Origin of the sequence: Xanthomonas sp. A1809, from assembly GCF_017746015.1 — a bacterium.
GTDB lineage: Bacteria > Pseudomonadota > Gammaproteobacteria > Xanthomonadales > Xanthomonadaceae > Xanthomonas > Xanthomonas euvesicatoria.
This window is the reverse complement of sequence record NZ_JAGHWZ010000003.1, coordinates 548,871-563,115: the sequence shown is the minus strand read 5'-3', so window position 1 is coordinate 563,115 and position 14,245 is coordinate 548,871. Positions and strand designations below refer to the sequence as shown.

Sequence of the window (14,245 nt, the reverse complement as noted above, 5' to 3'; positions counted from 1 at the left end):
GCCGCTTGGGTTTCCGCCCTCGCCCAGGGCCCAACGGGGCGCCGCATTGACGTGCGGCGCCGCTGTGGTCAACTCAGCGCTTGAGGTGCCCGATCAGGCCCAGGAACTGGTCGATGAAGCCCTGCAGGAACTTGCGGCTGTCGGCGTTGGCGATCTGGTCGTCGGGCCCGAACAGGCCGTCCTTGTATTGCAGGAACACTTCCGGCTGGCCGAGCACCTGCATATCCAGATACGCCAGCACGTTACGCAAATGCTGCTGCGCGGTGGCAGTACCGATCGCGCCGACCGAGATGCCCACCACCGCTGCCGGCTTGCCGGCAAACGCGCTATCGCCGTAGGGACGCGAGCCGGTGTCGATGGCGTTCTTGAGCACGCCGGGAATGGAGCGGTTGTATTCGGGGGTGACGAACAGCACCGCATCGGCAGCGCGGATCTGCTGCTTCAGCCGCGTGCCTTCGGCGGGATAATCGCCGTCGCGGTCCTGGTTGTAGAGCGGGATATCGCCGATCTCCAGGTACTCGAACACGGCCTTGTCGCCGGCCAGATGCTCCAGCGCGCGTGCCAGCTGGCGGTTATACGACTCGGCGCGCAGGCTGCCGACCAGCACGGCAATGGTGAGCTTGCTCATGGGGAATGCTCCGTGGAAACAGGGCCCCACCCTACCCAGCCGGATGCTCAGGGCCGGTGAAACGCCGCCGGCGTCTGTAGCGCAAGCGGCAGTGCGTGCACGCGAGCGCGGCACCGTCCAGAGGGGATTTCGCCCACGCCGGCCCGTGTGCAGACCACAACCTACAGGTGTCAGCGCACCACGGCCGCACGCTGTTCGCGCCAGTGTGCCTGCCATGCCTGGAACATCAGCACCGTCCACAGATGCGTATGCCATTTGCGCTCGCCACCGTTGAAGTCGCGCCACAGGCGGGCCACGCTGTCGGCGGCGAACACGCCTTCGCGTTGCAGGGCGCCGTGCGCCAGCAGATCGTCCGCCCAGCCGTGCAGGTCGCCACGCAGCCATGCGCTGACCGGGGCGCCGAAGCCGCGCTTGCCGCGGTACACCATTGCGTCCGGCAGGTAGCGGCACAGCACGCGCTTGAGCAGATACTTGCTCACTCCATCGCGATATTTCAGCGACAGCGGCAGCGACCAGGCGAATTCGGCCACGCGCCAGTCCAGCAGCGGCGCGCGCGCTTCCAGCCCCACCGCCATGGTGGTGCGGTCCACCTTGCACAGCAGATCGTCCGGCAGGTAGGCGGCAAAATCGGCCAGCATCATCGCATCGGCTGGGGTGCCGGACCCATGCAGCGGGTCGGCCAGGCTGTAGAAACTGTCGGGTTCGGTGGCGCCCAGCACCACCGCGGCCGGATCGCGCCAGCGCGAAATGCGGTTGCGGTAGATGTCGCCGATGCCACGTGCACCGGCCTCGGCCACCAGCGCGGCCAGGCCGCCGGTGCGCGAAGATTCGCCATTGCGACGCGCTGCCACCGCCATCAGGCGACGCAGCGGGCCCGGCACCAAGCCATGCATGCGCCAATTGCGCAGTGCGCGCTGATACCGGCCATAGCCGAAGAACAATTCGTCGCCACCATCACCGGACAGCGCCACCGTGACCCCGCCGCGCGCCAGCCGTGCGACCAACGCCGTCGGCACTTGCGAGGCATCGGCGAAGGGTTCGTCGAACATGTCCGGCAGGCCCGGCACCACCGCCAGCGCATCGGCGCCGCTGACATACAGTTCGGTGTGGTCGGTGCGCAGATGCGTGGCCACTTCGCGCGCCAGCGGCGCTTCGTCGTGATGCGAGCCTTCGAAGCCGATGCTGAAGGTGTGCACCGGCTGCGCGCTTTGTGCCTGCATCATCGCAGTGACGATGGACGAGTCGGTGCCGCCGGAGAGAAACACGCCTACCGGCACATCGGCCACCATGCGCAAAGCCACCGCATCGCGCAGCACGCTATCCAACTGCTCTTCGGCCTGCGCGTCGGTACCGGTGAACGGCGTCGCCAGCGCGCGCTGCATCGCCTCGCGGGCGTTCCAGAACGGTTGCTGCGCCTGATCGGGACGATGCGCGGCCGCGCCGGCTGCAACGGCTTGCGCATCCATGCACAGCACGCGGCCGGGCATCAGCTTGAAGGTGTGCTCGTGGATGCAGGCCGGCGCCGGGATATAGCCCAGCCGCAGCAGCAGCGTGAGCGCATCGCGATCCACGCCGTTGTCGAAATCCGGATGCTGCCACAAGGCCTTGAGTTCGGAACCGAACACCAAGGTGTCGCCGGCCCACCCGTAGTACAGCGGCTTCTTGCCGACGCGGTCGCGGGCCAGGAACAGGCAGTTGTCGCGCTCGTCCCACAACGCAATGGCGAACATGCCGTTGCAGCGGGTCAATGTCTCGTCCAGGCCCCACTCAACCACGGCCGCCAGCAGCACTTCGGTATCGGAGTGGCCGCGGAAGCGATGCCCAAGCGCGGACAGCGCTGCGCGCAACTGCGCGAAGTTATAGACCTCGCCGTTGTAGGCCAGCACGTAGCGGCCGTCTGCCGAGCGCATCGGCTGATGGCCGAGCGGCGACAGGTCCAGAATGCTCAAGCGCTGATGCGCCAGCGCAATGCCTGCCTGCGCATCGCACCAGGTGCCGGCATCGTCGGGGCCGCGGTGGCGCAAGGCGGCCCCCATCGGCCGCACCAGCGCATCGAGCTGTTCGCCATGCAGGCGCGGCGAGGCCAGCAACATTCCTGCCAATCCGCACATCGTCAGCGCTCCTTCCGGCCGGCCACGGGTAACCGGGCGGCGCCGGCACGCGTGACGCCTTGCATCCGCGCAAGCAGGCGCACGGCGAATGGCGATGGCGACGCAAGAGAGCAGAGACAAGCGTCTGCCCGGCACGCAGCAGTATGGCCATCAGCCACGTGCAGATCGCGCAGACAGCTCATGCCGCCACCGATGCAGCTGCCGGCATCGGCACGAAACGCGGTAAGCCCTGCACGCGTTGTAACCACGCACCAATCGCGGGCCAGCGCTCCAGATCGAAACCGCCGTCTTCGGCGCAATGGGTGTAGGCAAACAGTGCGATATCTGCGATGCCGTAGTCGCTGCCGGTGAACCAGGTGTGCTGCTGCAGATGCTGCTCCATCACCGCCAGCGCCTGCTCGCCGCGCGCGCGCAGCTGCGGCAACTCGGCGCGGCGTGCGGCATCGCGCGGCGTCCACAGGCTGATGAACCGCGCCACTGCCACATACGGCTCATGGCTGTATTGCTCGAAGAACATCCAGCTCAATGCCTGCGCGCGCTGCCACGCATCGGTGGGCAGATACGGCGTGCCTTCGGCCAGCCAGAACAGGATCGCGTTGGATTCGGTCAACACGCGGCCATCGTCGCGCTCGACCATCGGCACCTTGCCGTTGGGGTTCTTGGCCAGATACTCGGGCGTGCGGGTCTGCCCGGCCACGCTGTCCACCTCGACCCAGTGATAGCGGCTGCCCAACTGTTCCAGCAGCAGGCGCACCTTGTAGCAATTGCCGGAACTGGACATGCCATGGACGGTCAACGGGGGACGCACGCTCGACATCTGGCTGGCTCCGCGGCAGCAACGAGGGGGCTGGCAGTGTCACAGCCCCGCGTGCCTTTGCAAAGCCCTGCACGCAGCAGCGGCGCACCGATGCCAGGGTTGCGTGCACTGCCGCGCCGACCTGCGTCAGGCCAAGGCCACCACCGCCACCGGCACACTCAACACCGCGATCAGGACGCCCAGTGCCGCCACCGTCAGCGCCCAGGCGCCGAACGCACGCGTGCGCGCACAGCCGGCAGCGGCGGCAACGGCCTGCACCGAGCAGACCGACCACCACAGCGCCCCCAGCATCAGCAGCAAGATGCATGTCGCCAGTTGCGCCATGCCGGCCGGATCGGTCGCGCCGGTGCGCAGCAATGCAACCTGGCCCTTGAGCGCGAACACGGCCGCCAGCAGGCATACCAGCCACGGCAAGGCGCAGCCGGCCATCGCCGGCAACACCTGCCCAAGCTGGGCGCCGCTGCCCATCCACCGCAGGATCTGCGCGAGCAGCACGCATCCCAGCAAGGCGATTGCAACCACGACAATGACCCCACCGGCCTTGGCCCATAGCGGCAGCGCGTGCAGCCACACCCATGCCGACAGCAGCGTGGTCGCCGCAAATACCGCCCAGGCGCTCCAGCGCAACCGCGCATGCTGCGGCATCCGGGCCACGGTGGCATGTGGATCGAACATGAGTCCGCCCAGGCCACCGCCGCGCCACCAGAAAAAGCACGCCACCAGCAACAACACCAGGGCCACCAAGCCGGCCAGCGGGTAGCCGAGCGCACGCCAGTCGGGAGGCTGCGTGCGCCGCTGCGGCCTGAGATCGTGATTGAAGTACAGCAGGTCGCGCGCGCGCTCCATGTCGGCAGCCGCGCGCGCCACGCCATTGGCCGGAATACGGTCGGTGAAGCGCTGCCACTCGCCCACGATGACCAGCTTTCCCTCGCGCATCGCGATGCTGCGCGAAAAGCGGAACCACGGATTGGCGACCACTTGGGTGTCTGCCTCCACCTGGGTCGCCGGGTCGCTGTGCACGCGCACGGTCTGCCGCGCCAGCCGCGGTCCGCCCAGTGCCAGCGGGCTCTTGCGCGCCTCTTTCGGTAACGCATCCATCCATTCGCCAAGCTGGAACAACGGGAAACCCAGCTCATCGCCCTCCTTCGCTGGCCACTCCAGCCGGTAGGCTTCGTACGTGCGCACATTCAGCGGGTCGGCAGCGTCGATGCTTGGCACGCTCACCTGGGTCAGCGCGGTGTAGTACTGCTGCATGAATTCCAGATAGTGCTCGCCCACCGTCTGCGCACCATCGTCGTCGAAGCTACCGGCGACACGCTCGCCGCGGCCCTGGCGATAGATGGTGTCCACCGTGAAGCTTGCCCAGCGCTGCGGCTTGCGCAGCGAAATGGAGATTTCTTCGTTCACTTCGATCTGCGGCAACGCAGGCATCGGCGCAGGCACTTCAACCAACGTGTCCTGCCCTGCAATCACGGGCAATCCGCGCACGAACGGCAGCGGCCGCCGCTGGGCCAACGGGCCCTCTTCGCGATCGCGCGTGGCATCCACCCACACCTCGCCCTGCGGCAGATGCGCCCGCACCACCACATGATCGAAGGCGTACGGACTGGGCAACCGCTTCTCCAGCCCATGCCCCTTGTCGCTGTTGACCAGCACCGGCTCGGCGCGGATGCCGGCCAGCTGCAATAGTGCGATCAGCAGCGTCGCCTTGTCCTTGCAGTCGCCGTAGCGGTTGCGCAGCGTTACTTCGGGCGCGTGCGGGGCGTGCGAGTTTTCGCCCATGTCCAGGCCGACGTAACGGATCTCGCCCTGCACGAACGCCACGGCGCGCAACAACGCGCCCTGCGGGTCGTCGCTGCGCAACCCCAGGCTCTGCGCCATCTTGGCGGCCACCTGCGTCTGGTTGAATGCACGCGGATACAGCTGCGCCGCCCAGGCCGCCACCGCACCCCAACTGCCGGCGGTGGACACTTCGATCACGCCATACGGGTCCACATCGTCGGGCGCGTCTTTTTCTTCCTGCACCGCCGCGATATTGCTGGCCCCGATATCCAGTTGCGTCACCCCATCGAGCGTGCGCACCTTCCGGCCAAACCCCGGCGCGCTGATCCGCCACTGCAGCGGCATGTCGGCCCGATAGCGCACACGTACCCGGCGCTCGCCCAGCGGCACGCCGTAGCGCGCTTCGAACACGTCGTAATAGCCTTTGCCGAACACCGGATTGCTGCCACTGATGGTCACGCCATAGTCAACGCGATCGCCCACGCGCAGATCCGGCAAGGTGATCGACAGCGTCAGCGCACCATCGATCAGGCCGTTCTCCAGCCCGCTTTCGCGCCGCAATCTGGCGTAGTGCGCCTGCGTGCGCATATCGATGCGCTTGCCGGCGCGCCAGACCTCCAGGCTGTTGAGTTCCAGCTGCTGGTACTGCGGCTGGTAGTCGATGGAAATCTGCCCGGCTTCCTCCAGGCTCTTGGCCCGTTGCACGGTGTAGCTGAGCCGGCGGTAAGCCTGCGGCACGCGGCCGGTCAGATCGACCTGGTCGGACACCAGTTCATAGCGCAGCCCGGCAGCGCCAGGCACGTTACCGGGAACGGCATCTGCCACCACCCAGCCCGGCGTCGGCGCCATGCGCGGCGCCTCGTTGGCCCATGCCGGCACGATCCCGGCGCCGGCCAACAACCACATCGTGCAGAAGACGCCGCACAGGCGTCGCATCACATCCCTGCTGATCAAGCCCCACTCCTCGTCAAAACGCATTGAGTCCTGTCAGCGCACGGCCCACCACCAGCTGATGCACGGTTTCGGTGCCTTCGTAGGTGATCACCGATTCCAGGTTCAGCGCATGCCGGATCGCCACATGCTCGGTGGTGATGCCGGCCGCGCCTAGCAGGTCGCGGCATTCGCGCGCCACATCCAGCGCCATGCGGCAATTATTCCATTTTGCCAGCGAGATCTGCTCCGGCTGCAGCGTCCCGGCGTCCTTCAAGCGCCCGAGCTGCAAGGCGAGCAGCTGGGCGGTGGAAATCCGCCGCGCCATGTCGGCCAGTTTGATCTGCGCGCTTTGCGTGGCGGCCAGCGGCCGGCCGAACAGGATGCGCTCGCCGGCATAGGCCAGCGCCTCGCGCAGGCAGGCCACCGCCGCCCCGATCGCCCCCCAGGCAATGCCGTAGCGTGCCTGGTTGAGGCAACTCAGTGGCGCCTTCAAACCGGCCGCCCGCGGCAACCGCATCTGCTCGGGCACGAACACATTGTCCAGGAACAGGCCCGAGGTGACCGACGCACGCAGGCTCATCTTGTGGCTGATGTCGTGCGCGCTGAAACCGGCGCTGTCGGTTTCGACCAGAAAGCCGCGCACGCCATCGTCGGTATGCGCCCAGATGATTGCCAGCCCCGCGATGCTGCCGTTGGTGATCCACAGCTTGGCGCCATTCAAGCGCCAGCCATCGCCCTCGCGCACCGCGCGGGTGGTCATCGCAGCCGGGTCCGACCCGCCCTGCGCCTCACTGAGGCCGAAACAACCGATGACCCGGCCGGCGGCCATTTCCGGCAGCCAGCGCTGCCGCTGTTCGTCGCTGCCGTAGGCGTGGATGGGGTACATGCACAACGACGATTGCACGCTGACGAAGCTGCGCAGGCCGCTGTCGCCGCGCTCCAGTTCCTGGCAGATCAGTCCGTAGCACACCGCGCCCAGGCCCGCACCGCCGTCGCGCGGCGGCAAGCTGGCACCCAGCAACCCCAGTTCCGCCAGTTCCGGGATCCACTCGCGCGGAAAGCGTCCGGCATCGAAGGCATCGCCGATGGCCGGCACCACCCGCGTGTCGGTAAAGCGCGCGACAGCGTCCTGCACCGCCCGCTCTTCGTCGGTGAGCAGCGCGCGTACATCGAACAGGTCATCGGGGCGCACCGGCATGTTGGCTTCCATCGCAAGCTGAAAGCTCGATTATCTGCCAGTTGCCGGCCGAACATGGCAGTGCACCCGTGCGGCAATGGCGCAAACGAAAAGAGCCGGCATTGCCGGCTCTTTTCTCACTGCTGCGCTGACTGCGCGGCGCGGCGGCTTACACGTTACTGCCGGGTGCTCAAACCGTCCTGGCGCACGTTGGAATCGCCCGCCGTCGATGCCATCTGGGTCACCAGTTGGCCATCGACCACCGGCAGCCGGTCGCTGGTGGGCTTGTCGTTCATGCGCACGGTCTTTTCAAACCCGTCGTAGCGGTAGGTGACGTCATAGGCCACCACGTTGTCGGCGTCGCCCAGCGAGATGCGTTCGCCCGGCTTGCTGTCCATGCGCATGGTGCCGGTGGTGCCGTCGGCATTGCGATAGGTCACGTCGTAGCCCACCACGCGCGAGGACTGCGAGTTGGCATTTTCGGTATGGCATTGACGCTCGGTGCGATCGACGACCCGGCCACCGACGTGGTTGCGGTCGATGCGGTTACCGATGAAGCCGCCGCCCACCGCGCCTGCGGCAGTCGCCAGCTTGCGGCCGTTGCCGCCACCGACCTGATTGCCGATCAGGCCGCCGATGACCGCACCGGCCACGGTGCCGCCGACGTTACCGTCGCGCTCGGGCAGACGCTCCTGCACCACGACATCGCGGCACACCTCACGTGGCGAGGTACTGGTGGTGGTTTCGCGAATGGCGTTGCTATTGATCACCTGCGCGTACTGCGGCTCGCGCTGGGTGATGGGAGCAACCTTGACCACATCGGCATATTCCAGGCCGCGCGGCGCCGGCTGGCCGTTGGCGACAAAATCGCCGGACGATGGGCGGTTATTCATGAAGGCGGCAGTGGCGACGCCTCCGACCAGCAAGGCACCAGCAGCGACCAGTATAGTTGTCGTATTGCTCTTCATAACCAGCTCCCTGCGGACGCACCGCGTTGTTGACGGCCGTGATTCCAGCATGGGAACCCTGAACGAAAAGGCGCTCGCTCATGAACACGACGGTTAAGTTCAGCTAGCGGTTACTTCATGCATCTCTAACAGCCGGAGCATTCGCATGCGAAATCCCTTGACCGCACGCGCGCTGGACTGGGCCAGCACGCTGCGCTATCCCACCTTGTTCAAGCTGGCTGCCGCCCTGTTTCTGATCGACGTGGTGGCGCCGGACCCGATCCCGTTCCTGGACGAAGTGCTGTTCGGCCTGACCACGCTGCTGCTGGCCAACTGGAAAACCCGCAAGTCGCCAATGCCGGCACCGGCGCGCCGCGACTGATGCAGTTGATCGACAGCCATTGCCATCTGGATGCAGGCGAATTCGACCACGACCGCGCGGCGGTGATCGCGCGCGCGCGCCGCGCGGGCGTCATGGAGCAAGTGGTACCGGCGATCACTGCTGCCAGCTGGCCGGGCCTGCGTGCGGTCTGCGATCAGGCGCCTGGTCTCTACCCCGCTTATGGCCTGCACCCACTGTTTCTGGACCGGCACCGCCCCGAACACCTGGAGCTGCTGGCCGAGTGGATCGAACGCGAGCGGCCCTGCGCGATCGGCGAATGCGGCCTGGACTTTTTCGTCGACGGATTGGATGCGCAGGCGCAGCGCGCCTATTTCGATGCTCAGCTGCAGTTGGCCAAGCGCTTCAACCTGCCGCTGATCGTGCATGCCCGCCGCGCCACCGAAGAAGTCATCGCCCGCATCAAGGCGATAGGTGGCCTGCGCGGCGTGGTGCACAGCTTTGCCGGCAGCCCCGAGCAGGCGCAGCAGTTGTGGAAACTGGATTTCATGATCGGCCTGGGCGGCCCGGTGACCTACCCGCGTGCCAATCGCTTGCGAAGGCTGGTCGCCAGCATGCCGCTGCAGCACCTGCTGCTGGAAACCGACGCGCCGGATCAGCCCGACGCCGGCAACCGCGGCCAACGCAACGAGCCGGCGTATCTGCGCACGGTATTGGACTGCATCGCCCAGCTCCGCGGGCAAGACCCTGCGCACATTGCCGCGCTCACGTCGGCCAACGCACGCAACCTGTTCGGCCTACGGCGCTGAGCGCAGCGTGCGCATCAGCGCGAGCGCCCGGTCAGCACGACAGCGCGCAGGCAACATCACGACGCCGCAACCGCCTCGGCTGCCGGCGCCGCGGCCTTGGGCTTGGGCTTGAGCAACATCTCCAGCGCCTTGCCCACTGCCACGAATGCAAAGGTGCCGGTGATATGCGTGGCCGCGCCCAGCCCTGCCCCGCAATCCAGCTTGAGCGTGGCATCGGCATCGAGCTGCGGGCGGATGCCGCAAACGCTGCCATCGGCCTGCGGGTATTTGACGTTTTCCAGCGAATACACCGCGGGCACGCCAAAGTAGCGCTGCGGGTTCTTGGGGAAATTGAATTCGCTGCGCAGCTTCTTGCGGATCAGCGCCAGCATCGCATCGTGCTCGGTGCGCGAGACGTCGCGCACGCGCACCAGCGTTGGGTCGGTGCGCCCGCCCGCCGCGCCCACGGTCAGCAGCGGCAACTTGCGCCGACGGCACCAGGCGATGGTTTCCACCTTGACCCGAAAGCTGTCGCAGGCATCGATCACCAGATCGAAGTCCTCACCCAGCAAGGTCTCGATATTGCCCGAGGTCAGGAAAGCCTCGACCGCGTCGACTTCGATGTCCGGGTTGATCGCCACGCAGCGTTCGGCCATCGCGCGGGCCTTGTTGCGACCGTACTGGCCAGCCAGCGCCGGCAACTGCCGGTTGGTGTTGGACACGCACACGTCATCGGCATCGATCAGGCGAATGTGTCCCACCCCGGTGCGTGCCAGCGCCTCGACCACCCACGAGCCCACCCCACCCATGCCGACCACCGCCACGCGGCACGCCGACAGGCGCTCGACGGTGCCGACCCCATACAGCCGGTCGATACCGGCAAAGCGTTCACGCCATTGTGCTTTCATCGGCCTATTTTACGCGCCCCGTCCAGGGCGCGCCCACGCTGCCGCAACGAACGTTGCGTCCCAGGAGCCACCTCATGCACGCCCCGCCTCCCACCCAATCCCGCGCGGCCCGCTACGCCTTCATGCTGGTGCTGGGCCTGCTGATCGGCCTGGTCGCCACGGTCATGGTGGCCAACGCACTACAGGCGCGACGCGACCCGGTGCCCGACAGCCTGATGCAGATCATGGCCTACCAATTACGCGCATTGCGACCGGGCGAAGGCGTCGCCTGCGCGCCGGCGCAGCAACAGCGACGGCTGCAATCGTTGCGCCTGCTGGCCGACGAAGTCGAGCCGGCCTTCCCTGCAATTGGCGAGGACCGCCGCTTCGGCGAGCACGCACAGGCATTGCGTGCCGCGCTGGATCAGGCCCAGGGCGTAACGCTGACCGATTGCAGTCAGCTGGGCCAACTCCACACCCGCATCTCCGATGCCTGCGAGGCCTGCCATCGCGACTTTCGCTGAGGTTGGATGAATACGACGCTCGGGTTTCGTTAAGCCTGCAGTGTCGCAGTTGGCAGGCCGTTCACCTGGACCATCACAGGATGGCGTCGCCGCGGCCCCGGCCGCCTTTTCGAACCACCCCGGAGAGATCTCATGAAAACCCGACTGCTCGTCATTGGCCTGGCTGCAACCGCGACCCTGGTTGGCTGCGCCACCTCACAGCCCCAGTACGGCAGCTATCGCGGCGACCGCGGTTATGACCAGGGCTACTCGCAGACGCAGCGTTGCGTGGATTGCGGCATCGTGACCCGGATCGACGAAGTCGGCCCGACCCGCACCGCGCCGACCGGCACTGGCGCCGTGCTGGGCGGCATCGTGGGCGCGGTGGCCGGCCGCCAGATTTCCAAGGAAACCGGCGGCAGCACGGGCAACAAGAATGTTTCGGCCGTCGCCGGTGCCGCTGCCGGCGCGCTGGCAGGTAACGCCATCCAGAACAATGTCACCAGTTCCAGCTTCGACGTGCAGGTGCGCATGGACGACGGCCGCGTGATCGTGGTCAACCAGCGCGACCTGGCTGGCGTGCGCGAGAACGCGTACGTGCGCGTGGTCAACGGCAAGGTCGTGTTGCGCTGATCCATCGGCTCGGCGGCGCAGACGCAGCGCCAATGCGTCGGTAGTGGGCAAGGGCCGCGGACAACACGGTTGCAGACAACAAAAAGGCCCGGTGACGGGCCTTTTTGTTGCGTGGCTGATGCGCTCCGCGCAACCGGCTCAGACCACCTGCACTGCATCGGCCTGCAAGCCCTTCTGGCCTTGCACGACCGTGAAGCTGACCTTCTGACCTTCCTTGAGACTCTTGAAGCCCTGGATCTGGATCGCGCGGAAATGCACGAAGACGTCTTCGCCATTTTCGCGGCTGATGAATCCAAAGCCCTTGGCATCGTTGAACCACTTCACGACACCATTTTCGCGTTCGATGTTGGACATCTCGACTGACTCCCTACGACACTGTGATGGACTAGCGGTGGTGGCTGTGATTGCAAGGAGGAAGCGAGGTACAAGGATGTAGCGGATCAGGCGATCTACCGCATCAGGCCACGATTCACGGTGACCTTTGCAAACAGCAGCGGCTGCTGCTTAACCCGCACAAAATGAATTTTCAAGCACCTCTTGCGCCTTTTTGTCAAGCCTGAATTAGGACCTGCGTAACCCTCATGGACACTGCCGTCGTTTACTACGTCTTGGCCACAGCGCTGGTGCTGATCGGCCTGGCTGGGGTCATCCTGCCGGCCCTGCCGGGCCTGCCCCTTGTGTTCGCCGGCCTGCTGGTCGCCGCCTGGGCCGACCATTTCACCCACATCGGCTGGGTGACGCTGGTCGTGCTGGGGTTGATCACCGCGCTGTCGTACCTGGTGGACTTCCTGGCCACGCTGTACGGGGCGCAGCGGGTAGGTGCCAGCAAGCTGGCGTTATGGGGTTCGGTCATCGGGGGCATTGCAGGCATTTTCTTCATGCCGATCGGGCTGTTCGTCGGTCCGTTCGCTGGCGCCTGGCTTGGCGAGTATTACCAGACACGCAAGTCCGGCCAGGCCACCAAGGTCGGTCTCGGGACCTGGGTCGGCATCATGCTTGGCACCGCCACCAAACTGGCGCTTGGCCTGTGCATGCTGGGCGTGTTCGCCATCGGCTGGTTTTTCTAGGGCTCTGGAACGGCTCCACGGCGGTGCACGCGCTCCTAGTCCAGGACGCGCGTAACAGCCACATGCGCTCACTCCGCTGACGCGTGGCAGCCACATTCCATGCGCATACCCGCTCCACGGCAACACGTCGCAGGCACAGACTGAGCGACCGAATTCGATCGAATGTTATGTCGCCGTGTACACACGGCGTATGCAGACGCGACCGTTAAGCTGCGCATCTCTGCGCCTGCCTGGCGCCTTTCCCTCGGCCAGACTGCCCATGTCCAAGCACCACACCCGCCCCCTGATGCTGATCGCACTGGCCGCCGCGCCATTGGCCCATGCGCAGGAAATCGCACCGCAGCCGGCCTCGCCGCAAGCCTGCACCTCGGTGACGTCCGATGCCGCTCGCCTGGCCTGCTACGACAAGGCACTGGGCTATACGCCGCAGCAAACCGCGGAGGCAGATGCCGCCGCGCAATTGGCCAAGCAGAAGGAGGCCAGGCCCGACGATACGCGCACCATCAGCCGGGTCGGCGATTTCTTCCGCGCCGACGGCCAGGACCAGCCGAAAGAAGAAGCCGTGGCCAATGCCGGCCGTGGCTCCTTGCTGGACCGCCGCTGGGAGCTGGCCAAGGATTCCAAGCTGGGCACCTTCCAGCTGCGCGGCTACAAGCCGGTATACTTGTTGCCGGCATTCTGGACCAGCGACACCAACCGCACCCCGCAGTCGCCCAATCCGGCCAACTCGGTCAACACGCCGCAACAGCTGGACAGCACCGAGCTCAAGTTCCAGCTCAGCTTCAAGACCAAGGTGGTGGAAGACCTGTTCGGCGACAACGGCGATATCTGGATGGGCTACACCCAGAGCTCGCGCTGGCAGGCCTACAACGCCGATGCGTCGCGCCCGTTCCGCGAGACCAATTACGAGCCCGAAGCGATGCTGGTCTTTCGCAACAACTACAGCATCTTCGGCTGGAAGGGCCGCATGAGCGGCATCAGCCTCAATCACATGTCCAACGGGCGCGCCGACCCGCTGTCGCGCTCGTGGAATCGGGTGATCCTGAACTTCGGGCTGGATCGGGAGAACTGGGCGCTGACACTGCGCCCGTGGTTCCGCATCAAGGAAGACCGCGCCGACGACAACAATCCTGATATCGAGGATTACATGGGCCGCGGCGATGCGACGCTGGTGTACAACAAGGATGGTCACGAATTCGCGCTGATCGCACGCCATTCGCTGCGTGGCGGCGACCGCTCGCACGGTTCGGTGCAGCTGGACTACGGCTTCCCCATCACCAACCTGTTGCGCGGCCATGTGCAGGTATTCGATGGCTACGGCGAAAGCATGATCGACTACAACCACAAGGCAACCTACATCGGTGTGGGCGTGTCGTTGCTGGAGTGGTTCTAAGCGCAGCTCACAAAACCACTGCGCTCACCGCCGGCCGCATGCGGCCGGTGCGCGGAATGGCATGTACGACTCGTACACTGCCATTCCTGTGCGCCATCCTCGTGGCTGGCGACTCCACTACGTTTTGTGAGCCGCTGTCGGCGCGGCGCCTAGTTGCGGCAACCCACGACCGGCGCTGATGTCAGCTGAATTCGCGTACGCCGTGGTCCCGGCGCATCATGCGCCGGAGTTAATCGACA

At 66.1% G+C, this 14,245-nt stretch carries 14 protein-coding genes; 6 read left to right on the top strand and 8 right to left on the bottom strand.

Annotated features, from left to right (window positions below; all coding sequences use genetic code 11):
• Positions 1-73: 73 nt before the first annotated feature.
• The 6 genes from J7396_RS03555 to J7396_RS03530 form a co-directional block, all read right to left on the bottom strand.
• Positions 74-628 carry an NADPH-dependent FMN reductase gene (locus tag J7396_RS03555; protein WP_014089788.1) on the bottom strand — a complete coding sequence of 185 codons (555 nt, stop codon included), beginning with the start codon at positions 626-628 and terminating at the stop codon, positions 74-76.
• Positions 629-798: 170 nt separating this feature from the next.
• Positions 799-2,739, bottom strand: coding sequence for an asparagine synthase (glutamine-hydrolyzing) (gene asnB, locus J7396_RS03550; protein WP_209260965.1), 1,941 nt, complete (start codon positions 2,737-2,739; stop codon positions 799-801).
• A gap of 178 nt (positions 2,740-2,917) precedes the next feature.
• Positions 2,918-3,556: a glutathione S-transferase family protein gene (locus J7396_RS03545; protein WP_029819065.1), complete on the bottom strand. Its 639-nt coding sequence runs from the start codon at positions 3,554-3,556 to the stop codon at positions 2,918-2,920.
• Between the two features lie 126 nt (positions 3,557-3,682).
• On the bottom strand, positions 3,683-6,244 hold the full coding sequence (locus J7396_RS03540) for a DUF3857 domain-containing protein (protein WP_209261011.1): 2,562 nt from the start codon (positions 6,242-6,244) through the stop codon (positions 3,683-3,685).
• A 61-nt stretch (positions 6,245-6,305) separates the two neighbouring features.
• Positions 6,306-7,481 (bottom strand): acyl-CoA dehydrogenase family protein, encoded by a 1,176-nt coding sequence (locus J7396_RS03535; RefSeq protein WP_014089785.1) that lies wholly within the window; start codon positions 7,479-7,481, stop codon positions 6,306-6,308.
• A gap of 143 nt (positions 7,482-7,624) precedes the next feature.
• Positions 7,625-8,416 carry a glycine zipper 2TM domain-containing protein gene (locus J7396_RS03530; RefSeq protein WP_011346932.1) on the bottom strand — a complete coding sequence of 264 codons (792 nt, stop codon included), beginning with the start codon at positions 8,414-8,416 and terminating at the stop codon, positions 7,625-7,627.
• A 145-nt stretch (positions 8,417-8,561) separates the two neighbouring features.
• On the opposite strand from J7396_RS03530, the gene J7396_RS03525 reads away from it, so the two are divergent.
• Both J7396_RS03525 and J7396_RS03520 read left to right on the top strand, forming a co-directional pair.
• Entirely contained in the window at positions 8,562-8,777 is a 216-nt protein-coding gene (locus tag J7396_RS03525; protein ID WP_014089784.1) for a DUF6116 family protein, read from the top strand.
• Positions 8,777-9,544, top strand: coding sequence for a TatD family hydrolase (locus J7396_RS03520; protein WP_209260964.1), 768 nt, complete (start codon positions 8,777-8,779; stop codon positions 9,542-9,544). Before J7396_RS03525 ends, J7396_RS03520 begins: the two co-directional genes overlap by 1 nt.
• 56 nt (positions 9,545-9,600) lie before the next feature.
• Here J7396_RS03520 and J7396_RS03515 read toward each other — a convergent pair whose 3' ends face one another.
• Complete coding sequence (locus J7396_RS03515; protein ID WP_209260963.1) at positions 9,601-10,431, bottom strand: tRNA threonylcarbamoyladenosine dehydratase; 831 nt, start codon at positions 10,429-10,431, stop codon at positions 9,601-9,603.
• A 74-nt stretch (positions 10,432-10,505) separates the two neighbouring features.
• On the opposite strand from J7396_RS03515, the gene J7396_RS03510 reads away from it, so the two are divergent.
• Positions 10,506-10,934 (top strand): cytochrome c, encoded by a 429-nt coding sequence (locus J7396_RS03510; RefSeq protein WP_011346928.1) that lies wholly within the window; start codon positions 10,506-10,508, stop codon positions 10,932-10,934.
• A gap of 132 nt (positions 10,935-11,066) precedes the next feature.
• Positions 11,067-11,546, top strand: coding sequence for a glycine zipper 2TM domain-containing protein (locus tag J7396_RS03505; RefSeq protein WP_007966687.1), 480 nt, complete (start codon positions 11,067-11,069; stop codon positions 11,544-11,546).
• A gap of 138 nt (positions 11,547-11,684) precedes the next feature.
• On the opposite strand, the gene J7396_RS03500 is transcribed toward J7396_RS03505, so the two are convergent.
• The gene (locus J7396_RS03500) at positions 11,685-11,900 is read right to left on the bottom strand and encodes a cold-shock protein (RefSeq protein WP_003483561.1); all 216 of its coding nucleotides are present in this window, start codon (positions 11,898-11,900) and stop codon (positions 11,685-11,687) included.
• Between the two features lie 227 nt (positions 11,901-12,127).
• On the opposite strand from J7396_RS03500, the gene J7396_RS03495 reads away from it, so the two are divergent.
• Both J7396_RS03495 and J7396_RS03490 read left to right on the top strand, forming a co-directional pair.
• Entirely contained in the window at positions 12,128-12,613 is a 486-nt protein-coding gene (locus J7396_RS03495) for a DUF456 domain-containing protein (protein WP_008577289.1), read from the top strand.
• Positions 12,614-12,872: 259 nt separating this feature from the next.
• Complete coding sequence (locus J7396_RS03490; RefSeq protein WP_008577290.1) at positions 12,873-14,006, top strand: phospholipase A; 1,134 nt, start codon at positions 12,873-12,875, stop codon at positions 14,004-14,006.
• Positions 14,007-14,245 lie beyond the last annotated feature (239 nt).

Coding starts and splice junctions, on each gene's coding strand:
- J7396_RS03500 (WP_003483561.1), bottom strand. CDS start 11,900: ATGTCCAACATCGAACGCGAAAATGGTGTCGTGAAGTGGTTCAACGAT.
- J7396_RS03490 (WP_008577290.1), top strand. CDS start 12,873: ATGTCCAAGCACCACACCCGCCCCCTGATGCTGATCGCACTGGCCGCC.
- J7396_RS03525 (WP_014089784.1), top strand. CDS start 8,562: ATGCGAAATCCCTTGACCGCACGCGCGCTGGACTGGGCCAGCACGCTG.
- J7396_RS03515 (WP_209260963.1), bottom strand. CDS start 10,431: ATGAAAGCACAATGGCGTGAACGCTTTGCCGGTATCGACCGGCTGTAT.
- J7396_RS03505 (WP_007966687.1), top strand. CDS start 11,067: ATGAAAACCCGACTGCTCGTCATTGGCCTGGCTGCAACCGCGACCCTG.
- J7396_RS03510 (WP_011346928.1), top strand. CDS start 10,506: ATGCACGCCCCGCCTCCCACCCAATCCCGCGCGGCCCGCTACGCCTTC.
- J7396_RS03530 (WP_011346932.1), bottom strand. CDS start 8,416: ATGAAGAGCAATACGACAACTATACTGGTCGCTGCTGGTGCCTTGCTG.
- J7396_RS03520 (WP_209260964.1), top strand. CDS start 8,777: ATGCAGTTGATCGACAGCCATTGCCATCTGGATGCAGGCGAATTCGAC.
- asnB (WP_209260965.1), bottom strand. CDS start 2,739: ATGTGCGGATTGGCAGGAATGTTGCTGGCCTCGCCGCGCCTGCATGGC.
- J7396_RS03495 (WP_008577289.1), top strand. CDS start 12,128: ATGGACACTGCCGTCGTTTACTACGTCTTGGCCACAGCGCTGGTGCTG.
- J7396_RS03545 (WP_029819065.1), bottom strand. CDS start 3,556: ATGTCGAGCGTGCGTCCCCCGTTGACCGTCCATGGCATGTCCAGTTCC.
- J7396_RS03535 (WP_014089785.1), bottom strand. CDS start 7,481: ATGGAAGCCAACATGCCGGTGCGCCCCGATGACCTGTTCGATGTACGC.
- J7396_RS03540 (WP_209261011.1), bottom strand. CDS start 6,244: ATGTGGTTGTTGGCCGGCGCCGGGATCGTGCCGGCATGGGCCAACGAG.
- J7396_RS03555 (WP_014089788.1), bottom strand. CDS start 628: ATGAGCAAGCTCACCATTGCCGTGCTGGTCGGCAGCCTGCGCGCCGAG.